The sequence below is a fragment of the Arenibacter arenosicollis genome, assembly GCF_014397245.1.
GTDB lineage: Bacteria > Bacteroidota > Bacteroidia > Flavobacteriales > Flavobacteriaceae > Arenibacter > Arenibacter arenosicollis.
In genome coordinates this window covers 15,983-40,883 of record NZ_JACLHY010000011.1, presented here as the reverse complement: position 1 = coordinate 40,883, position 24,901 = coordinate 15,983, and the positions used below count along the sequence as shown (strand labels likewise).

At 38.9% G+C, this 24,901-nt stretch carries 17 protein-coding genes and 1 other RNA gene; 14 read left to right on the top strand and 4 right to left on the bottom strand.

Annotation, left to right across the window (positions count from 1 at the left end; genetic code table 11):
- Positions 1-37 precede the first annotated feature (37 nt).
- From H4O18_RS12010 to H4O18_RS11985, 6 genes are read left to right on the top strand one after another with little or no spacing between them, the layout of a single operon-like run.
- Entirely contained in the window at positions 38-946 is a 909-nt protein-coding gene (locus H4O18_RS12010) for a TatD family hydrolase (protein WP_187584879.1), read from the top strand.
- Positions 946-1,848 carry a UbiA-like protein EboC gene (gene eboC, locus H4O18_RS12005; RefSeq protein ID WP_187584877.1) on the top strand — a complete coding sequence of 301 codons (903 nt, stop codon included), beginning with the start codon at positions 946-948 and terminating at the stop codon, positions 1,846-1,848. Before H4O18_RS12010 ends, eboC begins: the two co-directional genes overlap by 1 nt.
- A gap of 11 nt (positions 1,849-1,859) precedes the next feature.
- Entirely contained in the window at positions 1,860-3,041 is a 1,182-nt protein-coding gene (locus H4O18_RS12000) for a 3-dehydroquinate synthase (protein WP_187584875.1), read from the top strand.
- Entirely contained in the window at positions 3,035-4,228 is a 1,194-nt protein-coding gene (gene eboE / locus H4O18_RS11995; protein WP_187584873.1) for a metabolite traffic protein EboE, read from the top strand. The genes H4O18_RS12000 and eboE overlap by 7 nt, the downstream gene beginning before the upstream one ends.
- Positions 4,229-4,231: 3 nt before the next feature.
- On the top strand, positions 4,232-5,608 hold the full coding sequence (locus tag H4O18_RS11990; RefSeq protein ID WP_187584871.1) for an alkaline phosphatase family protein: 1,377 nt from the start codon (positions 4,232-4,234) through the stop codon (positions 5,606-5,608).
- A gap of 1 nt (position 5,609) precedes the next feature.
- Positions 5,610-5,963: a transmembrane 220 family protein gene (locus tag H4O18_RS11985; protein WP_187584869.1), complete on the top strand. Its 354-nt coding sequence runs from the start codon at positions 5,610-5,612 to the stop codon at positions 5,961-5,963.
- On the opposite strand, the gene H4O18_RS11980 is transcribed toward H4O18_RS11985, so the two are convergent.
- Entirely contained in the window at positions 5,960-7,798 is a 1,839-nt protein-coding gene (locus tag H4O18_RS11980) for a DNA polymerase III subunit gamma/tau (protein ID WP_187584867.1), read from the bottom strand. The genes H4O18_RS11985 and H4O18_RS11980 overlap by 4 nt on opposite strands.
- Positions 7,799-7,931: 133 nt before the next feature.
- Between H4O18_RS11980 and rnpB the strand changes: the two genes are divergently transcribed.
- An RNA gene (gene rnpB / locus H4O18_RS11975) (RNase P RNA component class A) lies at positions 7,932-8,248 on the top strand.
- A 286-nt stretch (positions 8,249-8,534) separates the two neighbouring features.
- Here the strand turns inward: rnpB and H4O18_RS11970 are convergent.
- From H4O18_RS11970 to H4O18_RS11960, 3 genes are read right to left on the bottom strand one after another with little or no spacing between them, the layout of a single operon-like run.
- Positions 8,535-9,083 (bottom strand): RsmD family RNA methyltransferase, encoded by a 549-nt coding sequence (locus tag H4O18_RS11970; protein ID WP_187584865.1) that lies wholly within the window; start codon positions 9,081-9,083, stop codon positions 8,535-8,537.
- Positions 9,083-9,919 carry a DUF3822 family protein gene (locus H4O18_RS11965; RefSeq protein WP_187584863.1) on the bottom strand — a complete coding sequence of 279 codons (837 nt, stop codon included), beginning with the start codon at positions 9,917-9,919 and terminating at the stop codon, positions 9,083-9,085. Before H4O18_RS11965 ends, H4O18_RS11970 begins: the two co-directional genes overlap by 1 nt.
- Positions 9,897-10,547: a hypothetical protein gene (locus tag H4O18_RS11960; RefSeq protein ID WP_187584861.1), complete on the bottom strand. Its 651-nt coding sequence runs from the start codon at positions 10,545-10,547 to the stop codon at positions 9,897-9,899. The genes H4O18_RS11965 and H4O18_RS11960 overlap by 23 nt, the downstream gene beginning before the upstream one ends.
- Positions 10,548-10,648: 101 nt before the next feature.
- Between H4O18_RS11960 and H4O18_RS11955 the strand changes: the two genes are divergently transcribed.
- The 7 genes from H4O18_RS11955 to H4O18_RS11925 all read left to right on the top strand — a co-directional run bounded on the left by H4O18_RS11955 (position 10,649) and on the right by H4O18_RS11925 (position 24,894).
- On the top strand, positions 10,649-12,082 hold the full coding sequence (locus tag H4O18_RS11955) for an ATP-dependent DNA helicase (protein WP_187584859.1): 1,434 nt from the start codon (positions 10,649-10,651) through the stop codon (positions 12,080-12,082).
- Between the two features lie 33 nt (positions 12,083-12,115).
- Positions 12,116-12,679 carry a DUF4126 domain-containing protein gene (locus H4O18_RS11950; RefSeq protein WP_187584857.1) on the top strand — a complete coding sequence of 188 codons (564 nt, stop codon included), beginning with the start codon at positions 12,116-12,118 and terminating at the stop codon, positions 12,677-12,679.
- A gap of 116 nt (positions 12,680-12,795) precedes the next feature.
- Positions 12,796-13,524, top strand: coding sequence for a 3-deoxy-manno-octulosonate cytidylyltransferase (gene kdsB, locus H4O18_RS11945; protein ID WP_246474232.1), 729 nt, complete (start codon positions 12,796-12,798; stop codon positions 13,522-13,524).
- The gene (locus H4O18_RS11940) at positions 13,515-14,216 is read left to right on the top strand and encodes an HAD family hydrolase (protein ID WP_187584855.1); all 702 of its coding nucleotides are present in this window, start codon (positions 13,515-13,517) and stop codon (positions 14,214-14,216) included. The genes kdsB and H4O18_RS11940 overlap by 10 nt, the downstream gene beginning before the upstream one ends.
- Positions 14,217-14,220: 4 nt before the next feature.
- Positions 14,221-15,348, top strand: coding sequence for an iron-containing alcohol dehydrogenase family protein (locus H4O18_RS11935; protein ID WP_246474230.1), 1,128 nt, complete (start codon positions 14,221-14,223; stop codon positions 15,346-15,348).
- A 139-nt stretch (positions 15,349-15,487) separates the two neighbouring features.
- Entirely contained in the window at positions 15,488-16,027 is a 540-nt protein-coding gene (locus H4O18_RS11930) for a 1-acyl-sn-glycerol-3-phosphate acyltransferase (RefSeq protein WP_187584853.1), read from the top strand.
- Positions 16,028-16,728: 701 nt separating this feature from the next.
- On the top strand, positions 16,729-24,894 hold the full coding sequence (locus H4O18_RS11925; protein ID WP_187584851.1) for a PKD domain-containing protein: 8,166 nt from the start codon (positions 16,729-16,731) through the stop codon (positions 24,892-24,894).
- The last annotated feature ends 7 nt before the right edge of the window (positions 24,895-24,901 follow it).

Below are 24,901 nucleotides of genomic sequence, written 5' to 3'. Positions count from 1 at the left end.
TAAGACACGATTATCAATTAAAGTATACAATATTATTATGGAAGAGAAAATGATGATTATAGACCCGCACGTGCATATGACATCCAGGACCACCGATGATTATGAGGCAATGGCAGCAGCAGGTGTAGTGGCTATTATAGAGCCATCTTTTTGGTTGGGGCAACCACGTACCCAAGTAGGTTCGTTTCAAGACTATTACAGCAGCCTTGTAGGTTGGGAGCCTTTTAGGGCCAGTCAGTTTGGTATACATCATTATTGCACTATAGGGTTAAACTCAAAGGAAGCCAATAATGAGGCATTGGCGGAACAAGTAATTGAGTTATTGCCGCTATATGTGCATAAGGAAAATGTGGTGGCCATAGGTGAGATTGGTTATGACGATCAGACTCCGGCCGAGGACAAATATTTTAGAATGCAATTGGAGTTGGCCAAAGAATTAAATATACCTGTACAGATACATACCCCACATAGGGACAAAAAGTCTGGAACCCTAAAAAGTATGGAGGTTTGTCTGGAACATGGTTTGGATCCAGGGATGGTTGTAATAGATCACAACAACGAAGAAACTGTTAAGGATGTATTGGATCGCGGATTTTGGGCAGCATTTACAATTTATCCAAAAACCAAAATGGGGAATGAAAGAATGGTGGAAGTAGTTAGAAATTTTGGAAGTGATAGAATCATTGTGGATAGTTCTGCCGACTGGGGTGTAAGTGATCCCCTTGCGGTGCCAAAAACGGCGTCCCTTATGTTGAAAAGGGGAATAGCAAAATCGGATGTAGTTAAAACCTGTTACCAAAATGCATTGGATATTTTTGGTAAGAACGGTAAAATGAAGGAATCCGATTGGTTAAAGCCACAAGGCATCAATCAGACAAAATTATATAATGACAATAGTGTTTTGCGAGGGCAGGAGCCTAAGGTCGATGCCGATAAAATAGTATAATGAATCCTGTATTTAAAGGATATTTAAGACTGGCCCGACCGGCAAATTTACCTACTGCGGCTGCCGATATTTTCGCAGGGGTGGCTATTTCGGGATTATTTATGGGCACTTCCCTTAATGTTGTCTGGGATACAATTAGGATTGTAGATTTACTATTGCTAATATTTTCTTCCGTATTCCTATATGCGGCAGGTGTTGTGCTCAATGATGTCTTTGATCATAAGTTGGATAAAATAGAGCGACCGGAAAGACCCATTCCTTCGGGATTAATTTCGGTGAAATCTGCAGCTATCTTTGGAGGTGTTTTAATGAATTTGGGTGTGCTGAGTGCATTTCTGGTGAGCTCAGTATGTGGAATAATAGCTTTTGCCTTAGGGCTTGCTATTCTTTTGTATGATGCCTTGGGGAAACATCATTCCTTTCTTGGTCCACTAAATATGGGTGTTTGTAGAGGATTGAATTTGTTGCTAGGTATTTCCATTTTGGGCGATATTAGCAATTGGGGATATTTTGTTTTTCCTGTGGTTTACATCGCGGCTATTACACTTATAAGCAGGGGGGAAGTACATGGTAACAATAAAAGCCATATTCTTTTTGCAGGAGGATTATATACAAGTGTTATTTTAGGAATTATAGTTCTTTTTTCCATTTCCAACTTAAATCTGTTGGAATCCATTCCTTTTTTATTGCTGTTTGCTTTTTTGGTATTTAGGCCTTTATTGAAGGCTTACAAGGAAAATTCACCACAAAACATAAAAAAAGCAGTGATGGCCGGAGTAATATCGATCATAGTTTTGGACGCTACCTTGGCAGTGGGATTTTCCTATTGGTGGGTAGGGTTGATTACCTTATTGCTATTGCCCCTATCAATTTTTTTATCCAAACTGTTTGCAGTTACCTAACTTTTTAGAGTATGTCACATTATAAGCCAATTGAGCAGTCCTTCAAAGTATCTTATGAGTATAAGTTGCATTTTACCGAACATGTATTTAGCTCCAATAATCCTCTGTTCAAAGATATCATTGAAGGTTATAATAAGAAGGGAAAGGTAAAGGTACTTTTTGTTATAGATAGTGGTGTTCAGCAATGTCATCCTAATCTAAGCTCACAAATATCCTCATATTGCAAAGCTAATAGTTCCGTGATAACTCTTACTGAACAAATGGAAATTGCTGGTGGGGAACAATGTAAGAACGACTACCAAAATGTGGAGCGCATATTGAAGGCCATTAACGACAATAGAATCTGTAGACATTCCTTTGTAGTTGCTATTGGAGGGGGTGCTATAATAGATATGGTAGGTTATGCTGCCGCCATTGCCCACAGGGGAGTGAAACTTATTAGGATACCTACCACAGTACTGTCACAGAATGATTCTGCCGTAGGCGTTAAGAACAGTTTTAATATTTTAGGTAAAAAGAATTTTCTTGGGACTTTTGCTCCTGCCTATGCCATAATAAATGACAACAATTTTTTAACCACACTACATCAACGCGACTGGATTTCAGGAATAGCTGAAGCTGTAAAAGTGGCTTTGATCAAGGATAAGACTTTCTTTGAGTTTATAGAGGAAAATGGTACAAGACTTCAGGCACGCGAAATGGAGTCTATGGAGTACCTGGTTTATCGCTGTGCCGAGATGCATATGGAGCATATTGCCCAAGGAGGAGATCCTTTTGAAAGTGGTTCGTCCAGACCTTTGGATTTTGGACATTGGGCCGCTCATAAATTGGAATATATGACCAATTACCAGCTAAGACACGGTGAGGCTGTAGCCATTGGGATGGCTTTGGATTTGGTATATGCCAATTTTACTGGGTTAATAAATAAAGATACGCTGGACCGTATATTAAATGTCTTGGAACAAATTGGGTTCAATTTATATATTCCTATTGAAAAAGATAATGAACTGGATGAGTTGCTAAATGGTATTCAGGAATTTAGGGAGCATTTAGGAGGGGAACTTACCATTACATTGATATCTGAAATAGGAGCAAAGCACGATGTGCATGAAATTGATATTGCTACAATGGGAAAAGCAATAGTTTGGTTAAAAGAAAAGTACAAACCTCAAGTATCCAATAGCATATGTTAGTAGATAATAAGTATCATGTTAGTTATTGTTCCAATATACATCCGGGTGAAGATTGGGAGCAGACCCTAAATAGCTTAAAAACCTATCTGCCTAAAATTAAAAAGGAAGTTTCACCAGAATCCCCTTTTGGAATTGGATTGCGTTTGTCCAATATTGCAAGTTTAGGGCTCAATGAAGGTAGTAATTTACAAGAGTTTAAGGATTGGCTGGACCAAAATCAATTTTATGTTTTTACTATGAACGGTTTCCCGTATGGAAACTTTCACAATGAACGGGTAAAGGATATGGTGCATGCCCCGGATTGGACCACCAGTGAGAGATTGGACTATACCAAGCGTCTTTTTGATCAATTGGCTTTTTTGATCCCAGAAGGTATTTCAGGGGGTATTTCTACTTCGCCGGTCAGCTACAGACATTGGCATACTTCATCGGAAGCACTGCACGAAGCATTTACGACAGGTGCGGAAAGTATGGCCAAGGTTGTTTTGCAATTGGTGGATATTGAAAGGATTACGGGTAAAAGCCTTCATCTGGACATTGAACCTGAACCGGATGGTATGATGGAGAATAGCGATGAAGTACTTCATTTCTATGAAGCATATTTGATTCCTATAGCCACTCGGAAATTGATGGATGTCCTGGGCTGTGATAAAGAAAAGGCCAAGGAGTTAATTTTAAAACATATTACCGTTTGTTACGACGTTTGCCATTTTTCATTGGCTTATGAGGAACCTGAGTATACTCTGGGAAAATTTAGAAAGGCAGGTATAAAGGTTGGCAAAATACAAGTTAGCTCGGCCCTTAAAATACTTTTTAAAGAAGGCGAAAATGAGGAAATATGGCGTTCCTTGGCTCAGTTCGATGAACCTACCTATTTACATCAGGTCACTGAAAAGGTTAGGGGCAAGGTAGTGACTTATAAGGATTTAGCTGAGGTTTTGGAGAAACGCCCAAAGGTGCCAGAGTTAAGATCCCACTTTCATGTTCCCATCTTTTTGGAGAAGTATGATAATTTATTTTCCACCCAGGATCAAATAATCAAGGTGTTGGAATATCTTAAAAAAGATCAATTTTCGGATCAATTGGAAATTGAAACCTATACTTGGGATGTATTGCCTAAAAATCTTAAAACTGAACTATCCAATTCCATTGTACGTGAATTGGAATGGTTGAAGAGCAACATATAAAGCATGAAGAAAACCGTAGTACTTAACATAGTTGGATTAACCAGGGGATTGATAGGGGAGCACACTCCCTTTATTAAGTCTTTTTTGGAGAAAGGTACATCGGCAACAGTTACCCCTCAATTGCCCGCAGTAACATGTAGTGTACAAGCTACCTACCTAACGGGAAAAACACCTGCCGAACACGGCATAGTGGGAAACGGTTGGTATTTTAAGGAGGAACAAGAAGTTAAATTTTGGCGACAATCCAATAGTTTGATCCAATCGGAAAAAATTTGGGACAAACTCAAAAGGCAAGATAAAAATTTTACTTGCGCCAATATGTTTTGGTGGTACAATATGTATTCCAATGCAGATTATAGTGTTACTCCACGACCAAATTATTTGGCCGATGGTAGAAAAATCCCAGATGTGTATTCTTATCCAGCAGAACTTCGGGACCAATTGCAAAATGAATTGGGTACATTCCCTCTTTTTCATTTTTGGGGTCCAAAAACCTCCATTAAATCTAGTCAGTGGATAGCAGAGGCTGCCCTGAAAACCGATTTATTACATGATCCTACCTTGACCTTGGTGTATCTGCCACATTTGGATTATAATATGCAACGTTTTGGTACGGATTTTAGTAAAATATCAAAAGATTTAAGGGAGATAGATAATGTAGTTAAGCAGTTGGTTGAGCATTATGAAAGCAAGACTGCCCATATTATTTTGCTTTCCGAATATGGGATAACCAATGTTAGTAACCCCATTCATTTAAATAGAAAGCTTAGGCAAGAGGGTTACCTTGATATTCGAGTGGAACGGGGATTGGAATTATTGGATGCTGGTGCAAGCAAGGCCTTTGCCGTTGCAGATCATCAGTTGGCCCATGTTTATGTTAAGGATAAAGAGGACGTGGCTAAGGTTAAGGCCATATTGAAGAATATTAAAGGGGTAGAACAAGTGCTTTCTGGTAGTGAAATACAAAAATTACAATTAGATCACGAACGTTGTGGAGATCTAGTGGTGGTGGCAGATAAGGATTCTTGGTTTACCTACTACTTCTGGTTGGATGATAGTAAGGCACCTGATTATGCCAGAATGGTAGACATTCACAAAAAGCCTGGGTACGACCCCGTAGAGATGCTAACAGATCCTAAGGATAAACTATTGATGCCAAAGGTTATTTGGAAGTTGTTCAAGAAGAAATTAGGTTTCAGAACCGTAATGGACATTATTCCGTTGGATGCTACTTTGGTGAAAGGTTCACACGGTAGAATGCCGGAAGATTCCAATGATCATCCAATTTTGATAACCAACAAAAGTGGAGCTGATTTGAAAGAGACTTTGTTGGCCACAGAAGTTTGCGGCATTATAGAAAACCATCTTATAAATTCTTAATATGCGACTTTTTTCCAAGATTATTTCGGCCGTATTTACCATACTGTTTATTTGGGCCGCATTTGTTCAGTATAACGATCCCGATGCCATGCTGTGGTATTTTATTTATGGATTGGCAGCGATAGCTTCGTTTTTGTTTTTAATGGAAAAATTGGTATTGATAGTGCCGCTAGTACTATCCTTTGCTTATTTCATAGGTGCCTATATATTTTGGCCAGAGCACTTTGAAGGGGTTTCCATTGATGGGGGAAATATAAATAATATAGAACATGCACGGGAATCTTTAGGCCTTATAATAAACGCCTTAGTGATGTTGTTTTATGCTTGGAGGATAAGAAGGGTAGGAAAGGTTTAAATATCTAAATCGAACTCCTTGCGCAGAAGGTCGATGGCCGGATTTTTCTCCCGTAATTTTAGATACTTCTCTTCAGGGGTAAAAGCAAATTTTTTGGCAGTAGCTTCGTTTACTGTTATTCTCAGTTGTATAAAGTGATTGTTGAGTTTTAATTTTAAGTACTCCATTAAATCATACTTATCACGCTCAATTTCCTTCTTCATAGTGCCATTTGGTAATTCTATCCAAATGGTAAAATTTTCAGTTAGTTTGGGAACATCGGAATGTAGGTTGGAGGCTAAAATTTTTCGGCCATCTTTGTCTACGATATCAACAAAATCTGCCCAATGTTTTTGCATTTCCTCTTCCGTAAACTTTGTTTTGGGCAGGTTGCTTTCATCAATAACATCTTCCTTTTTGTTAAGTTGATGTTCTTTTTTTGCCTTTAAACTGGAAAGTGAAAGACCTGAAACCCTCCTTTCGGTAGATTTAAGATTTATTTTGGCCTTTGGGGTAGGATTTGGATCTTTTTCCAAGGCAACATCCGTACTGCCTACCTCTTCCTTACGGTGAGCTTGATCTTGAGTATTGCGAGTGGAAGTTTGGTGCTGAATACCCTGTTCTTCCTTAATGGTTTCGGTACTAGTGGCTGTGGTATTAATTATAGCTTCCTCAGTTTTCTTGGCCTTTAACTCCTTTTCCACCACAATTGGGCGGTTGACTTTGTAAAATGAAGCTGGAATTATAAAATCTGGTTTGTTACGACCATTCCCTAAGGATTCAGACTTTTTTTTTTCTCCATCAAAATCGATAGAGGCTAATTTCATTAAGGTTAATTCAACAAGAAGGCGCTGATTTTTACTGGACTTATACTTTATGTCGCAATCATTGGCCAGGTCAATGGCGGTAAGTAAAAAGGAACTGGAAGTTTTTTTAGATTGTTCACTATAATGCTTTTTAGCCTCCTCACCAACTTCCAAGAGTTCAATAGTGTTTGGGTGAAGGCATACCATTAAATCCCTAAAGTGCGAAGCCAGACCACTTATAAAATGGTGTCCGTCGAACCCTCTGGCCAAGGTTTCATTAAAAAGAATCAATAAGCCTGGAATATCATGCTTTAGAATAAGATCGGTAGCAGTAAAATAGGTGTCGTAGTCCAGAACATTCAAATTTTCGGTTACGGCTTTTCTGGTCAGTTTTTTACCGGAAAAACTCACGACCCTATCAAAGATGGATAGCGCATCGCGCATGGCACCATCAGCTTTTTGGGCTATAATATGGAGTGCATCGTCCTCGGCATCAATTTCTTGGTTCTCCGCAATATATTTTAGGTATTCTGCGGCATCCTTTACCGTAATGCGTTTAAAATCGAATATTTGGCAACGGGACAGGATGGTAGGGATAATCTTATGCTTTTCCGTTGTGGCCAATATAAATATGGCATGTGCGGGTGGTTCCTCCAGGGTCTTTAAGAATGCATTGAATGCAGCCTGGGATAGCATATGTACCTCATCAATAATGTATACCTTATATTTTCCTACTTGGGGGGGTATGCGTACTTGACTGGTCAGCTCCCTTATATCATCCACGGAATTGTTGGATGCAGCATCGAGCTCAAATATATTAAAAGCAAAGTCCTCATCTTCATGTGCCCTGCCATCTTGGTTAATTTGTTTGGCCAATATTCTGGCACAAGTGGTTTTGCCAACACCTCTTGGACCTGTAAACAATAGGGCCTGTGCAAGATGATTGTTGTCTATGGCATTGGTCAATGTATTGGTAATAGCCTGTTGCCCAACAACATCTTTAAATGTTTGGGGCCTGTATTTTCGGGCGGATACTATAAAAGGTTCCAAGGCTATTGACTTAAATTCAGCGCAAAAATACTACGCGGAAGGGTGAAGTACAAATATAAAAATAGCATTGCATTAAAGCGCCTATTTAACCTTCTTTAGTATTTTATTTATCAACAATTGAATTACCTTTGTTGCAGCAGGTCGCCTTATCGCTCCCCGCGTTCCGCGGGGGGAGGAAAGTCCGGACACCATAGTGCAGTATAGCGGGTAACGCCCGTCCGTCGTGAGATGAGGACAAGTGCAACAGAAAGTATGTACAGGTTATGCTGTAGTGAAACCAGGTAAACTCTATACGGTGCAACGTCATGTAAATCAGTGTTTGAGGGCTGCACGCTCGAGCTGAAGGGTAGGCGGTTGGAGCCAAAGGGCAACTTTTGGCCTAGATAAATGATAAGGAGGCCCTGAAGTAATTCAAGGCTAACAGAATCCGGCTTATGACCTGCTTTTTTTTAATGAGACAGTATTTGCATAGCAAATACCTAGTCGAATTAATGCCGACGCAGGCGGTATCCTTTTGATTAATACTAGCAGAGGAGAGATCCTTTCAATTAATGCCACCGCAGACGGTATCTTCTGAATGAATGCTGCCATGGGAAGATTATTTCAATTCTTGCCGCTACTGGGGTATTTTTATAATAGGATTTATTACCGATGTCCAGCAGATACCTTTTCAATATTAATATGTAAAACTAAATAGTTCCTTAAAGGAATTTAAGGTATTTCTGTCCCTAAGTCTTCAATTACCCTCTGTCCATTCGAAAAAACTAAAAATACTGCCGCCATATCTTCTTTGATCGGTGAAATGCTCCAAGTGGGATAGATCGGTATGTTTGGAATGCTCTATAATCAAAACACCATTCTCCAATAATAGCTGTTTTTCAAAAACCAATTTGGGAATTGCCGAGAATTCTTCCGGAGATAGATCGTAAGGTGGATCGGCAAAGATGATATGAGCTTTTATAGGGTTGGTTTCCAAATATTGAAAAACATCTTTCTTTAGGGCAGTAATTGGAAAGTCCAAGTCTGTGGACGTTTTGGTAATATACTTAATGCAACCTAGGTCTGCATCAATAGCAGTTATATTTTCAGAACCTCTGGAAGCAAATTCGTAACTGATGTTTCCGGTACCGGCAAAAAGATCTAATACCATTACATCGTTAAAGTAGTATTGATTGTTAAGGATGTTGAACAAAGCTTCTTTTGCCATATCCGTTGTAGGACGAACTGGGAGTTTTTTAGGGGCGGTAAGCCTTTGGCCTTTGTTTTTGCCAGATATTATACGCATTAAAGGGTATTTAGCAGTGTAAAGTCTATAGTTTCCTTTTCCGATCCCCCAAAATGATAAAAAGTCGTGTTGGAGGGAATAAAAATAGAAATATCCCTTACGTATTGATGACACATGTTATATAATTCATCACCTTCCTCGATGGATCCGAAAAGTTTAAGTTTAGTAGTTTCCGTATCCAATTTTAATTGTTCCAAAGTAAATAGTAGATAGTAAATAAAATCCTCTTTGGTATTAAAACTAAAGTTGTTGTATAGGATCAACTTTTTATTGGAAATCACAGTGATGTCCATATGTCCCTGTATGAGGTGTATATAACAAATGGGCTCACTTAGGTTGCCATGACTGTTGGTCAAAGTCTGAATCAAGATGGTGCCATGGTGCAAAAATTCAAATTCACCAAAAAGATCATAGATGTAATTGTTTATATTCATAAAGGGAACATAAACGTTTACCATGTCCAAACTTTTAATTTCATCATATTCCAGATGGTCGTTGGCTAGGATTTTGGCATTGAATTTTAAATAATTGGCTAATTCTTCTTTATTGAAAAGGGATTGGGGAACAAGACTAAAAAGATTGTTCCTATGTATCACAACAACCTCTGAAAACTTTACATCCTTTATTCTGTTTTTTTCAAAAAGTTGCTTTATTTCCTTTTGAACGGCATATGGGGTAAGTTCATTTTCGAACACCAGCTTTTCAGAAGCAAGAATTTTGTTGGAAAGTGTGTCCAGGACACAAAAAGAAAGTCCATTCAAGCTAACTTGAATGGACAATTTATGATATTCCGATTTAGAATTTTCTAAAATGCTATTGGTCGTTTCGTTTGTCATATATAGATGGCCAATTTCCACTGGTGCTTACCTCGGTCAAAGATCCAACCTTAATAACGTTTCCATTTACTTCATCAACATTTATCTGGGTATTTTCCCTGGCCAATAAAGTTTTGGGTTGGTCATGTAAAACTACATCCTTGCTAACTTTAGCTTCGAAAACCGGAGCTTTATATCCACTTTTTTCAAGTATACTGGATTTCATTTCAAATTTTTCCCCATTGGCTGCGTAAGGAACATTCATCATTGTTTTGAAACGATCGTCTTTTTTGAATAGGGAGTCCTTAACGGAAACTCTTCCTAAGGTATCAATTATTTTTACCTCCTTCAACATATCGATACCAAAATTCTTGTCGTATTCCAAGTAAGAGGAATCTCTCTGCTGAGTAATGGTGTAATATCCAGTATCTACAAAACTAATAAGTGCGTTAAAATCTTTTGCATATCTACCATTTACAGTTTTATAGGCTTCTTGGGAATTCCTGATATCCTTTAAATTGGATATTACTTTAGCAAACCGTTCTTGCTTAATTTTTTTAAATTCAATTGGGCCGTTCACAGAATTATAAATCATATATCCCAACACGATAGATACTATCCAAAGGAAAATTTGTAATATGGTCTTCATCTTGTAAGTGTTATTTTATTTAGTGGTTGTCACAAATCTACAATTTTTTTTTAATGGTAAAAGTATTTGACCTTAAAAATACTGATTATCTTTGATGACCTATGACTTCTATAACTGACGCTACTTTTTTTAAACTGCTTAAAGACAAATTTCCACATGATCCAACTGCCATGCAGTCAGTGGCTTTAGAGAAACTTGCAAGTTTTGTTTTATCTAAGGAAAAGGATAGTGTTTTCATGTTAAAAGGGTTTGCTGGTACAGGAAAGACAACCATTGTCGGCACCATTGTGACCAATCTTTGGAAAACTACTATGAAGGCCGTTTTAATGGCTCCCACGGGCAGGGCAGCCAAGGTAATGTCCAATTACTCCGGAACGCAGGCATTTACAATTCACAGAAAAATTTATTTTCCAAAAAAACAGAGTGGTGGCGGAGTACAGTTCGTATTGTCGCCCAACAAGCATAGAAATACCATTTTTATTGTGGACGAGGCCTCAATGATTCCTGATACTCCCGCAGATTCCAAGTTGTTTGAGAATGGGTCTCTTTTGGATGATTTATTGATGTTTGTTTATTCAGGACACAATTGTAAATTGATCCTAATTGGTGATACCGCCCAGCTTCCTCCTGTACATTTAAATATTAGTCCTGCTTTGGACGAAAACCAATTGTCCTTGAATTATAATAAGGAAGTAATAAAATTGGAATTGGATGAGGTTGTTAGACAGGCCGAGGATTCTGGGATCCTGATAAATGCCACTAATTTACGGGAGCAACTTCAAGGTGAATATTACGATGACTTTAAATTTATTGTGAGTCAATATAGTGATATCGTGCGCCTTGTGGATGGGAATGATATACAGGAGGCTATAGACGAATCCTATTCACAAAATGGTAAGGAGGAAACTGCCATTATAGTCAGATCCAATAAGAGGGCCAATTTATATAACGAGAACATTAGAAATAGAATTCTATACCTTGAAAATGAGCTGGCGGTAGGTGATTATATGATGGTGGTGAAGAACAACTATTTTTGGTTGAAGCCTACCTCTGAGGCAGGTTTTATAGCCAATGGGGATATCATTGAAGTATTGGAGATATTTTCAATAAAAGAATTGTACGGCTTTAAATTCGCGGAAGTGAAGGTTAAAATGGTGGATTATCCCAACCAAAAACCTTTTGAAACAGTGCTCCTATTGGATACCATAATGGCAGAGACCCCATCTTTATCCTATGAGGATGGCAACCGGCTTTATCAGGAAGTTATGAGGGACTATGCTGATGAGAAATCCAAATACAAGAAATTTCTGGCGGTAAAGAACAATAAATTTTTCAATGCGCTTCAGGTTAAATTCTCATACGCCATCACCTGTCATAAGTCGCAAGGGGGGCAATGGAATACCGTGTTTGTAGAACAACCTTATTTGCCGAACGGAATAGACAAGGAGTATCTTCGTTGGTTGTATACTGCGGTGACCAGGGCAAAGCACAAATTGTACCTTATAGGCTTTAAGAACGATTTTTTTGTTGATTAGGAATAGTCTAATTTCGCATTATAATATAGGAATATGGCTTTTGAGACCATTTTAAGCATATTTTTGGGTGTCGGGCTAGCTGCATCTGTGGGGTTTAGAATTTTTTTACCATTGTTTTTTTTAAGTTTGGCCGCTTATTTTAATGTGTGGGAACTGAATGAAAATTGGCAGTGGATCGGTAGTTTTACAGCTCTAATAGTTCTAGGAGTAGCAACCATGGTTGAAATTTTCGCTTACTTTATCCCTTGGTTGGACAATCTATTGGATAGTGTTGCAATACCAATGGCCGCTTTGGCAGGAACAGCAGTAATGGTTTCAACTGCATCCAATTTAGATCCCTTGATTACTTGGACCTTGGCAATAATCGCCGGCGGTGGTACAGCAACTGCCATAAAGGGAGCCTCTGCTACTGGTAGATTGGCCTCAACTGCCACTACAGGCGGAACGGCTAATCCGGTAATTGGTCTGGTGGAGACGGGAACTGCCGCCGTAGTGGCTACTGCATCAATTTTTGCACCCATTCTGGCAGCCTTCTTGGTGCTTATAATATTGATTGGCATTTTTAGGATATATAAAAAACTTAGACCTAAAACATAATCCAAATTAATCTTAAATAATTTTCGTGTGAAATGAGCATGACCCAAAACTGGTCACAAAATCAATGAAGATATGCGTATTACATATAACAATTAAAAAATAATAAATATCTACATATGAAAATCATTGCAATGATACCGGCTCGTTACGCGGCCTCAAGATTTCCTGGTAAGCTTATGCAAGACCTACAGGGGAAACCTGTAATACAAAGAACATATGAAGCAGCTGTAAATACCGGTTTGTTTCAAGAAGTGTATGTAGTTACGGATAGTACCACTATATATGATACTATTAAAAAGGTAGGTGGAAAAGCCATCATGAGTATAAAGCAGCATGAATGTGGAAGTGATCGTATAGCAGAAGCTGTGGAGGCCATGGATGTTGATATTATTGTTAATGTTCAGGGAGATGAACCATTTACGGACAGGGAAAGTCTTGCCGGTGTAATAGAAGTTTTTAAAGATGATGTTAAAAAAGAAATAGATTTAGCTTCTTTAATGACGAGAATCTCCGATTGGGTAGAGATTAATGACCCCAACACGGTAAAGGTGATTGTTGATAATCAGAATTTTGCCCTTTATTTTTCACGTGCCCCAATTCCATACCCTAGGTCAAGGGAATTGGATATTCCTTATTTTAAGCATAAAGGAATCTATGCCTTTAGAAAAAGTGCCCTCATGGATTTCCAGAGATTGCCTATGCTTATATTGGAAGCGACGGAAAAAATAGAAGCAATACGATATCTGGAATACGGAAAAAAAATCAAGATGGTAGAAACCAACGTAAGCGGTATAGAAATTGACACGCCCGAAGATTTAGAAAAAGCTAAGAAGGTATGGAAATAGATTTTAAGAATATAAAGGTGGTTGGTTTTGATGCCGATGATACCCTTTGGGTAAATGAAACGTATTTTAGGAATGCTGAAGAAAAATTTGCCAGCCTTTTGGATAGCTATGAGACTAAAAACCAAATAGATCAGGAACTTTTTAAAACGGAGATCAAGAACCTTGAATTATATGGTTATGGAATAAAGGGATTTATGTTATCCATGATAGAGTCTGCCTTGGATTTGTCCAATAATAGGATTTCTCAAGCAAGGATTACGGATATTTTGAATCTTGGAAAGGAAATGTTGTTGCACCCGGTTGAGTTATTGGATGGCGTAGAGGAAGTGCTGGAAAAATTGAAGGATAAATATCGCTTGATCGTATTGACCAAAGGTGATTTATTGGATCAGGAAAGAAAATTGGAAAAGTCAGGTTTGTCCAAATATTTTCATCACGTGGAAGTTCTTAGTGATAAAAAGGAAGAAAATTATAAGAATCTATTGAATCATTTGGAAATTCCCGTAGAGGAGTTCCTGATGATTGGAAATTCATTGAAATCGGATGTATTGCCAATTTTGAATATTGGGGCAAAGGCGGTTCATATTCCATTTCATACCACATGGCAACATGAAGAAGTAAAATTGGAGGAGCACAATAATAATCATCTTACATTGAACACTATCTCGGATATATTGGAGTATCTAAAATAAGTTTATGAACGTAAAGAGTAATAATAATATTACAATTAACTACCCCGGATTGATGACGAATTACAAGAACTTTCCTATGGTACCCCGAGTTATTTTTGGCCAAGGATGTTTTGGACAATTGGGAGAGATATTGATGCCTAAAAGGATTCATTCCGAGGCACCTTTTATCTTTCTGGTCGATGATGTTTTTGAAGGTTCGGAACTAGTTTCTAGAATACCTTTGATATTTAACGATCAGATAATTTTTATATCAGCGGATGAGGAGCCCAAGACAGACCAAGTAGACGTCTTGGTAAATAAAATCAAAAATGATTTTGCCGAACTCCCTTCTGGAATTATAGGTATTGGTGGTGGTACTTTATTGGACCTGGCAAAAGCTGTGGCAATCATGTTGACCAATAGGGGAAATGCATATGAGTATCAAGGTTGGGATTTGGTGAAAAAACCGTCCATTTATCATGTGGGTATTCCAACAATCAGTGGTACGGGAGCAGAGGTTTCCAGGACCACGGTATTATTGGGTCCCGAGAAAAAACTTGGGATTAACTCGGATTATACCACTTTTGACCAAGTCCTTATGGATCCCGATTTAACACAAGGGGTTCCTAAGGAGCAATGGTTTTACACGGGTATGGATTGTTTTATTCATTGCATAGAATCGCTCAATGGCACTTTTTTAAATGCCTTTAGCCAAAGCTATGGGGAAAAGTCACTGGAATTGTGCAAAGAAGTATATTTGGGAGATTTGACGGAAGAGGATGCCAGAGATAAACTTATGATGGCTTCTTGGCATGGAGGTATGAGTATAGCATATTCACAGGTTGGGGTTGCCCATGCCATGAGCTATGGCTTGTCCTATTTATTAGGGGTTAGACATGGTATTGGGAATTGTTTGGTTTTTCAGCATTTAGAAGAATTTTATCCAGAGGGGGTTGAACTTTTTAATGAAATGAAGGAAAAACACAACATCCAACTTCCAAAAGGCATCTGCAATGAACTTACCAATAACGATTTTGATATTATGATCAATGTAGCTTTAAGCCTTGTACCCCTATGGGAAAATGCGTTGGGAAGTGAATGGCGAAATATTATAAACCCTGAGAAATTGAAGTCTATTTATCAAAAAATCTAATATTTCTGAACAAATTGAATCTGTTTATTTTTTGCTAATTATGAACTTGATTTTATTTGGGGTTAGGTAACAATTGGTAAAATGGTTCCTTGTAATTAAAACTATCTGTGACCTTAACATTTTAAACAATTGATGGTTTATGCATGCTATTGCAAAATTTATATATTTTAAGATTCTGGGATGGAAGCTAGTCGGCTCATTTCCACAATTGGACAAATGCGTTGTTATTGTGGTGCCCCATACCAGCTGGGTCGATTTTTTTCTTGGACTTCTGATTCGACGGGTATTGAATGAGGATATTCATTTTATTGGAAAGAAAGCACTTTTTAAACCACCATTCGGCTGGTATTTTCGATGGATGGGTGGCGCCCCCATAGATAGAAGTAGAAATATGGATACTGTTAGTGCCACGGTCAAAGTATTTGAGCAGAATAAAAAGTTCAGATTGGCACTTTCCCCGGAAGGCACTAGAAAAAAAGTTACGGTATGGAAAACAGGTTTTTATTTTATTGCCAAAGCGGCCAAAGTTCCCATTGTTTTGGTGGCGTTCGACTTCGGAAAAAAGCAGATTAAAATTTCCAAACCGCAATATCCTACAGACGATAAGGAACAGGATTTTATAACTTATAAGACATTCTTTAAGGGAGTAGTGGGCAAGATTCCAGAGAATAGTTTTTAATGGTGATATTAGTAGAAAACATCAGTGATTATAAGTTTATTCAATTTTATTTGTAAGAATAATATATGAAACTTAGAAGGTTATATTTTTTTGTTATAAATAATAATATTGCTAATTATTATTTCACCTCTTGAAAATAATTAAAATGTAGATTTCTTCTAAATTTATTTTATTAAAAACCTGATTTATTATTTTTTGATTTTTTAAATTATTGTGTTGAAAGATGGTTGATTGTCTGAAATATGATACCACTTGTCGAAATAATAAACTCTTTACTGTTAATTTAACATTTTATATCAATATTTATCCATTGTTAAAAAATGCTGCACAGCGATTACCAATTTGTTCTAGTAACAATTCTATGTTAACCGGATGTGAGGCGTGATTTTTATACCGAAATAAAAAAACTCCCCCGTTTTTATATTTACAAATATTTGATTTGCACCCCAGATCTCTATGGCTCTCCTTGGTTATGCTCATGACCAACAGGATTTTTATGAATAAATTTTACTTAAAGAAAAAATTTGTCATTGGGCTTAATTCGTTGTTACACTGTTACTATTCAACATGGTGTCTTACGGATTATTTCTTTGAGTACTTCTGTTTATGGTCAGGTGAATACATACCATTAATCCGAAAAGATCATAATTACCAAACAATACTAAATAATCATTCCACATTCATTTTTAACACTCCACATTATGCACAGATTTTTACGTAAACCTATTGGATATTTATTACCAATGCAATTAGCGCAGTCCATTAAATTGGAAAGTAGGGTAATAGTGATACTGCTAATACTTTTATGTTTTAGCTCATCCCTTATGGGGCAGGTGCAAATAACGACCGATCCATCATCACCTACCGTTGCACTTAATGAAACTTTTACAATTACAGTGAGGGTTGAGACAGATCAATCTGCGGATGGAGCTGAAATTCATATGAGTTTTGATCCAAGTATAATTGAGGTGACAAGTGTAAGCCTACCTCAGCCAAATCCCTTACCGCTACCCATCATCGGTCCTGGTTTTGATAATGCTCTGGGTGTGATCGATTATGTGGGAGGAACATTTTTTGCCTTTCCGAATACTGATTTCGATTTACTGGAAATACAATTTACGGCAATCGCTGAAGGCTCTACCGATTTAGAATTTAGTGGACTTCCTTCAAAAGTTACGTTTGAGGGACAAAACATATTGTCCGGGACAAGTGGATCCACAATTATAGTTGGAGTAACAGATATAATACCTCCAGTTATTACCCTCATCGGAGATGAGGTCATCAATTTATCGGTAGGAGATGTCTATTCCGAACAAGGAGTCAATGCCAACGATGAAACAGATGGTGATATTAGTGAAAATGTAATTATAGGAGGAGATGTGGTGGATACCAATACAGTGGGAAGTTATTTTGTTACATATAACGTAATGGATGCAGCTGAGAATCCGGCAGCAGAAGTAGTACGTACGGTAAATGTTTCCCAAGTTGTGGTTAACACATATACGATCACTACTAATCCTGGCGCAAATGGAACTATATCCCCATCTACTACCCAAGTTAACCAAGGAGATAATATTATTTTTACCATAACCCCGGACCAAGGGTTTGAAATAGAAGATGTTATAGTAAATGGAAGCTCTGTTGGTCCCGTAGCCTCATATGAGTTCACAGATGTTCAGGCAACTGCAAGTATAAGTGCTACGTTCATAGAAAATGCTTTCCAATTATGTATAGCCAGTGGTAATGATGCACTTACTGCTTTTGGTCGCAATTTCGTTGGAGATCCCGCGACCACTCCACCGACTGGGACTTCCTTTGTACGGACTGGTGGTAAAGCTTATTTAGGTTATAATGGTGCAATTAGTGGGACATCCACTGCTGATGAACTTTTATTTTTTCAAAAGGAAATTTATGGGGGTAAGGATAGTGCCAACCCTCCATTGATGTATGAGATTCCTGTTCCAAATGGTTATTATAAAGTAGATCTGTATTTCGCCGAAGTTTATCATCCTGCTGCAGGTGGTAGGGTTTTTGACGTTCTTATGGAAGGGAACGTTATTTTGGATGAATACGATTTGGTAGATCCTATAAAAGACGGTATTTCTTCCAACAAAACAGCTATTGTAAGAACCTATTTTGTAGAGGTTGTTGACGGAAATCTTAATGTGCAAGTTGGACCTGCGTCGGTCGATAATGGAAAAATATCCGGACTTTGCGTTACGGCGACTTCTGGCACAAATGTACATCCAATAGCCAATATCGGCAATCTTCAATTTGAGGCACTTGCTGCCGTGGCAGAAACCTTGAATATTGTAGATAGCGATCAGTTGAATATTGTATTTAATAACTTACCGGCTTCCTTAAGCTATAATCCATCAACAAACCAATTGGAGGGAACTCCTTTGGTAGCCGAGCTTGGTGATCATGTAATCAATGCCATTATTGATGATGGGGTCAGTGATCCTGTAACCGCAGAGTTTACAATTACAATTTATCCTTCTGGAACTGATCTTCCTCCTAGTATTGCCCCCATAAATGATATTGAAGTGGCAGAGGGATCAACAGCATCCGCTGATGTAATTGTTTCAGATGATAAAGATGTGTTCAATGCCAGTATTGTTATTTATGACAAAAGTAATGGAGGAACCAATAGTCCCTTATTGCCATCCACAGTGATACCTGCAACAGATTATACGTTTACGGATAATGGAGGTGGTAGTTTTGTACTTAATTGGAGTACTAGCCAAGGAGACGGTCGCTCCTATGTGGCCGAAGTCACTGCCGATGATGGTGTTAATCCAGCTGTAAAACAGAGCTTTAATATTAATATTGCCCAACCGATTCCAACAGATATTTTTGCCAGAACTTTTAGCAACCCTTTACCTTGGTATGGAGCTTCTCCGGCTGCACCGTTTACAGTGGCTATTGAGGCCAATGCTGCTAAGAATATAGGGTATATAGATGCGGGGGATTTTGTAGAGTATTTAATTGATGTTCCCGCTCCCGGAGTTTATGATATTGAGTTTTTTGCAGCCAAGCAGCCCGGGGGAATTACTGTTATAACAGTTTCTGAAGAAGATGGAGGAGGGTTTGCTGCCATTGGATCGGTCAATGTATCGTCTACCTCGGGTTGGCAGACTTATTCGTCTTTTTCTACCTCCGTGGAATTTAGCAATCCGGGTATACAGACAATCCGTCTGGATTTTAACGCCGGGGTCAACCTTAAAAATTTTGATATAACACAGTCTGCCATTGCAGCCTGCAATGTGGCTTTCAGGGTAAATGCAGGAGGTCCCATCCAAGGATTGTCAGGGGGGGATTTTGAAGCAGATCAATCTGTTGCTGGGGCCGGCGGAACTGCTGGTACAGGAACTCCTTCCCCTTATTACAAGGGTGTTGTAGATAAAACCTTTGGCTCAAATGCAGCTTTGGTGTCAAATAACACTGGATATCCTGATGCTATTTTTCAAACAGAGCGGCATATAGATGGCGGGGTTTTAATGAACTGGGAGTTTCCAGCTAACGGTACGTACGAAGTAAATATTTTATTCAATGAAAACTGGACTGGAGAAGCCAACCCCAATAACAATAGGATTTTTGATGTGGAAATAGAAGGTGATCTGGTGTTGGATGACTATAGACCATATTTAGCCGCTGGTGGGTTCAACATAGCAAAAGTTGAAACTTTTATCGTTGAAGTTACGGACGGTATTATGAATATCGACTTTAAAAAAGGTAATCAAAATCCATCTGTAAAAGGATTCAGTATTTGTTTAATTTCTGAACCCATTAACACTCCGCCAGTGGTGTCAATAACTGCACCGGCTAATGGAGATCCAGTAATACGGGGGACGGATGTTACTCTTACCGGAACTGCTTTGGATATTGAGGATGGAGACATTTCCAATTTTATCGATTGGAGTTCTAACGACACTAGATTTACTACAACACCTTTAGACGGAATTGGTTCGGCAATTACCGGACAATTTGTTACGCCAGGAGTTCAAACCTTGACGGCAACTGCGACAGATAATGGTTCAGAAGTGGGTACTGCCAACGTAACTGTTAATGTTTCTGGGCCCGGTGTGGTTATAGACCTTCCTTTAGAAGCTGCAGAATTGAATTCTACCGATGTAAGATTGGAATGGACAGGAACGGATGTGTTATATGCTCTTACAGAGCACTATCATTTATTTGTTAATCCACCAGACCTCAATAATATTGATCCAGCTACCCGAATTTCAACAGCTTCACAGATAGGACAGGAATTCTGGGACCTAACAGCTGCAGATGGGATAGTGGATGGACCAAATACCATTGTTCTAGTAGTGGCAGATCCTACTCATGCAGCTTTTGAAAATGCAGAGGCTACGGCTGTAGTGAATTTTTTGGTAAACCTACCGGACAATATACCACCAGTTATAACACTTCTGGATGTTGATCCACTTTTGGTGGAATTAGGCTCAACTTATTTTAATTTGGGGGCCAGTGCCTTGGACGATGTCGATGGTGATCTGACCGATGAAATTTTAATTGGTGGGGACATTGTTGATCCCGATGCTTTGGGAGATTATTTAATTACCTATAATGTTTCTGATGGGGCTGGTAATCCTGCGACGGAGGTAACCCAAACGGTCACCGTTTTTGACAGCACTGCACCGGTTATTACATGTCCAGATAATGTTGTGACATCTACGGATCCGGATATTTGCGGTGTGTTGTTGACACTTACTGGAGTATCTGCAACGGATATTGATGGAAATATAACTTTTGAGGCCAACAGAAGTGATGGTCTTCCCTTGGACTCGGCCTATGCTTTAGGACAGACCATAGTGACCTGGACTGCGGAAGATGGATCGGGGAATGTTTCGGACTCATGTATACAGACCATTACTGTAAATGATGAGGTGGGGCCAAATTTTGAATGTCCGTCCAATATTAATGAGACTAGTTTCAATGGTAATCCAATTGCTGTCACAATTATTCCCCCATCTGTTTTCGATTCATGTTCGCAATTGGATGTTACATTAACGAGTACACGTAATGATGGTCAGGAAATAGACGATGCTTATCCCGTAGGGACTACCCAGATAGAATGGAAAGCTACTGATAATGCTGGCAATATAAGTTCTTGTATACAATCAGTTACAGTTGATTTTACGGCTTCCACCCAGAAAAACATTGAGTCTTTTAGTGTCGAAGGACAGTTTGGACCGGAAATTATTGATGCTTCGTCTGGTACAGTAGGAGTTACCGTTGTTGCTGGAACAGATGTTACTGGCCTTTCACCTAGTATTGGGATTTCGGCAGATGCCACAATAAATCCTTCCTCGGGAACAGTTTTGGATTTTACCAACTCAGTAAATTATACGGTTACAGCTCAAAATGGAACTTTAAAGAATTGGACGGTTACTGTTACTGTTCAAGAAGATAACGAAGATCCGGAAATTACTTGCTTGGGAGACATTAGTATGTCCAATGACAGCGGACAATGCGGAGCGGTGGTAAATTATACCGCACCGGTTGGAACGGACAATGTTCCAGAGGCTATAACCAACCTAACCCAAGGTTTGGGAAGTGGGGAGTTTTTCCCTATCGGTATAACTACAGAGGTTTATACCGTTACTGATGCATCAGGAAATACATCTTCATGTAGTTTTACGGTTACCGTACTAGACTCTGAAAATCCAACAATAAGTTGTCCGCAAGATATTGTTATCCAGGTTGCAGAAGGAGTTTCAACTGCCATCGTGGATTTTACGACTCCGCTTTTTAGTGACAATTGTCCTAATGCCAATATTCAGCAAACTCAAGGTCTTGCAAGTGGTTCCAACTTTCCACTGGGAACAACATTAAATATTTTTGAGGTTACTGATGCGGCAGGAAACAATCAGACCTGTAGTTTCAATGTAACCATAGAAACTACAGCCCCAGCTTCGCTTACCGTAAATGGATTTACGCTTGTAAATGCGGATACAGATCAGGATATAATGCCATTGACTAATGGTAAATTGATCAACGCTGGAACTTACGTCACCACCAACCTTGCCATCAGGGCCAATGCTACCCCGGATGTGGGTAGCGTAAAGTTATTGCTCACTGGCACTAAGAGTAGGAATCAAACTGAAAGTGTTGCACCCTTCACATTGTATGGTGATAATGCAACAACAGGCGATTATATTGGTGAGTTGTTTCCTATAGGAAATTATACCCTTATGGCTACTCCATATGCCAATTCAGGATTGAGTGGAAATCAAGGTTCTCCAAAGACCATAACCTTTCAATTCACAAATCAGAATCCATTATGTAGTAATTTTGACGCAAGCGTGAGTACTTCTTCTAACCCTAGCGCTTGTAATAGCAACGATGGTTCTATAGTCATCAACACCGTTGGGTTTGTGGGGCCTCTTACATATAATTGGAGCCATAATGCCAATTTGAACACTGCTACAGTTAGTGGATTGGGAGCTGGTACTTATAATGTTACAGTTACCGATGCTAATGGTTGTTCCGAAAATTTGGCAATTACATTAAATGGCCCAACACTTCCTGTAGTAACCTTGGCGCCTTTTGCCGATGTACTTATAACAGATAACCAGTTTGCTTTAACTGGAGGTAGTCCTTCCGGAGGTGTATATAGTGGTACAGGGGTAAGCAGTAATACCTTTGACCCTTCTATAGGAAGTGGAACTTACACTATAATGTATACGTATCAAGATGGTAATGGTTGTTCTAATAGTGCTACACGAACAATAAAAGTAGGTAGTCCAATAAATAATGCCTCGGTGATTGTAGTTGATGCGAATACTGATATTACCTTATTTGCTTTAACTGACGGACTTCAGATAGATAAAACTACCATAGGCAATACGCCTTTGGGTATTATTTATAACGCAGCTTTAAATCCTGGAAACGTCTCATTTAAGTTGACCGGTCCCATAAATCAGAATAAATCTGAAGGGCCATCTGCTCCATATTCTTTATTCGGAGATATAGGTGTAGATATACAGGGGAAGCCCTTCCCAATTGGGAATTATACCTTGGTAACCTCTACTACTTCGGGAGTAAGTCAGACCATTAATTTCTCGATTATAAGTGGTCCTCCGGCCAATGTGCCTCCAGTTGTGGCTCTAGCAGGTAACCCAGACAATAGTGTTCCGTTTAAAATTAATTTCTCGAGCGCAGGATCTACTGATAATGATGGAATTATAACAGGGTATTCATGGAATTTCGGTGATGGTAATACCTCAAATCTGCAAAATCCAGCACATACTTACGGCTCAGGTGGTATATTTAGTGTTAGCCTAACATTGATGGATGATGACAACGCAACTAGTACTAAAAGTATTAATGTAACTGCAATTGATCCTAGTATTAATCAACCTCCAATTGCTGTGGTCACGGCTACGGCCAATAGTGGAACGGCACCTTTATTGGTAAATTTTTCAAGTGTTGGTTCCAGTGATGCCGATGGTAATATAGACTCCTACGAATGGGACTTTGGGGATGGAGCAACCTCTACCCAGATCAACCCGTCACATACCTATGCCACCCAGGGTAGTTTTGTTTGTACTCTTACCGTAAGGGATGACGATGGAGCAATAGGTACAACAAGTGTAAGTGTCAATGTAAATGCACCTAACAGCAATGCGGCACTATTTATATTGAATGCCAATAATGATAGTCAATTATATGCTTTAACCAATGGATTGCAGATTTCCAAAACCGATATAGGAGAGACTCCTTTGGGTATCATCTTTAACCCTAATCTAAATCCGGGTAATGTTTATTTTACACTTACGGGACCAATAAGTCAGACTAAGTCCGAAGGACCATCAGCACCTTACTCATTGTTCGGGGATATAGGTGTGGATATTCAAGGCAAACCCTTTCCGGTAGGGAATTACACTTTAGTGGCGAGACCATCCGTGGGAACTACCCAAACAATTAATTTTAGTGTTGTAAGTGGACCACCGGGCAATGTTAATCCAATAGCTGTTGCAATAGGCAACTCGGATGCCAACACTGCGTTTAAAATTAATTTCTCAAGCTTAGGTTCAACGGATAGTGATGGGAACATAGTTGGGTACTCTTGGAATTTTGGAGACGGAACTACCTCAACTTCCCAAAATCCTTCCCATACCTATAGCTCTGGGGGTACTAAAACAGTAACGCTTACAGTAACCGATGATGATGATGGAATAGGAACTACAAGCATTCAGGTTGTTGCTGTTGATCCTACCGATATCGACAAAGTGGTAAGTTTTACCTTGATAGATGCGGAAAACCAATTTGACCTATTTGATATTCAGAATAATATGAATGTTAATGATGGTGAAGGAGTCAACATAAGAGCTAATACGGATCCTGGGATTGTAGGAAGTGTGAAGTTTGAATTGTCAGGTACTCTGACCAGAACATGGACAGAGACAAGTGCTCCATATGCGCTTTATGGTGACTTTAACGGTGATTATATACCAACATCTCTCCCGATCGGAACTTATACCCTTAAGGCAACACCTTATACCTTGGCAGGGGGCACAGGAGTTGCGGGACAATCATTGACAATTGTTTTTAATGTAGTACAGTCCGCTTCTACTGCCAAAGCATCCGTTACCTCAATGAATATCTCTCCAAATCCGGCTAATGAAAGTGTTACGGTTTCCTTTGATGAGCCAACACCATTAACCCAGATTTATGTATATGATATAACGGGTAGGTTGGTAAAATCATTAAAGATGGATGCAAGTGAGGACGTTGAGACCTATCTCCTTGGAGTTCAGGATCTCCCAACAGGATCTTATTTCATAAGAACTATAGATGCTGAAGGAAAGGAATTACAACAACAAATGGCAATTAAACGATAACCCAGTC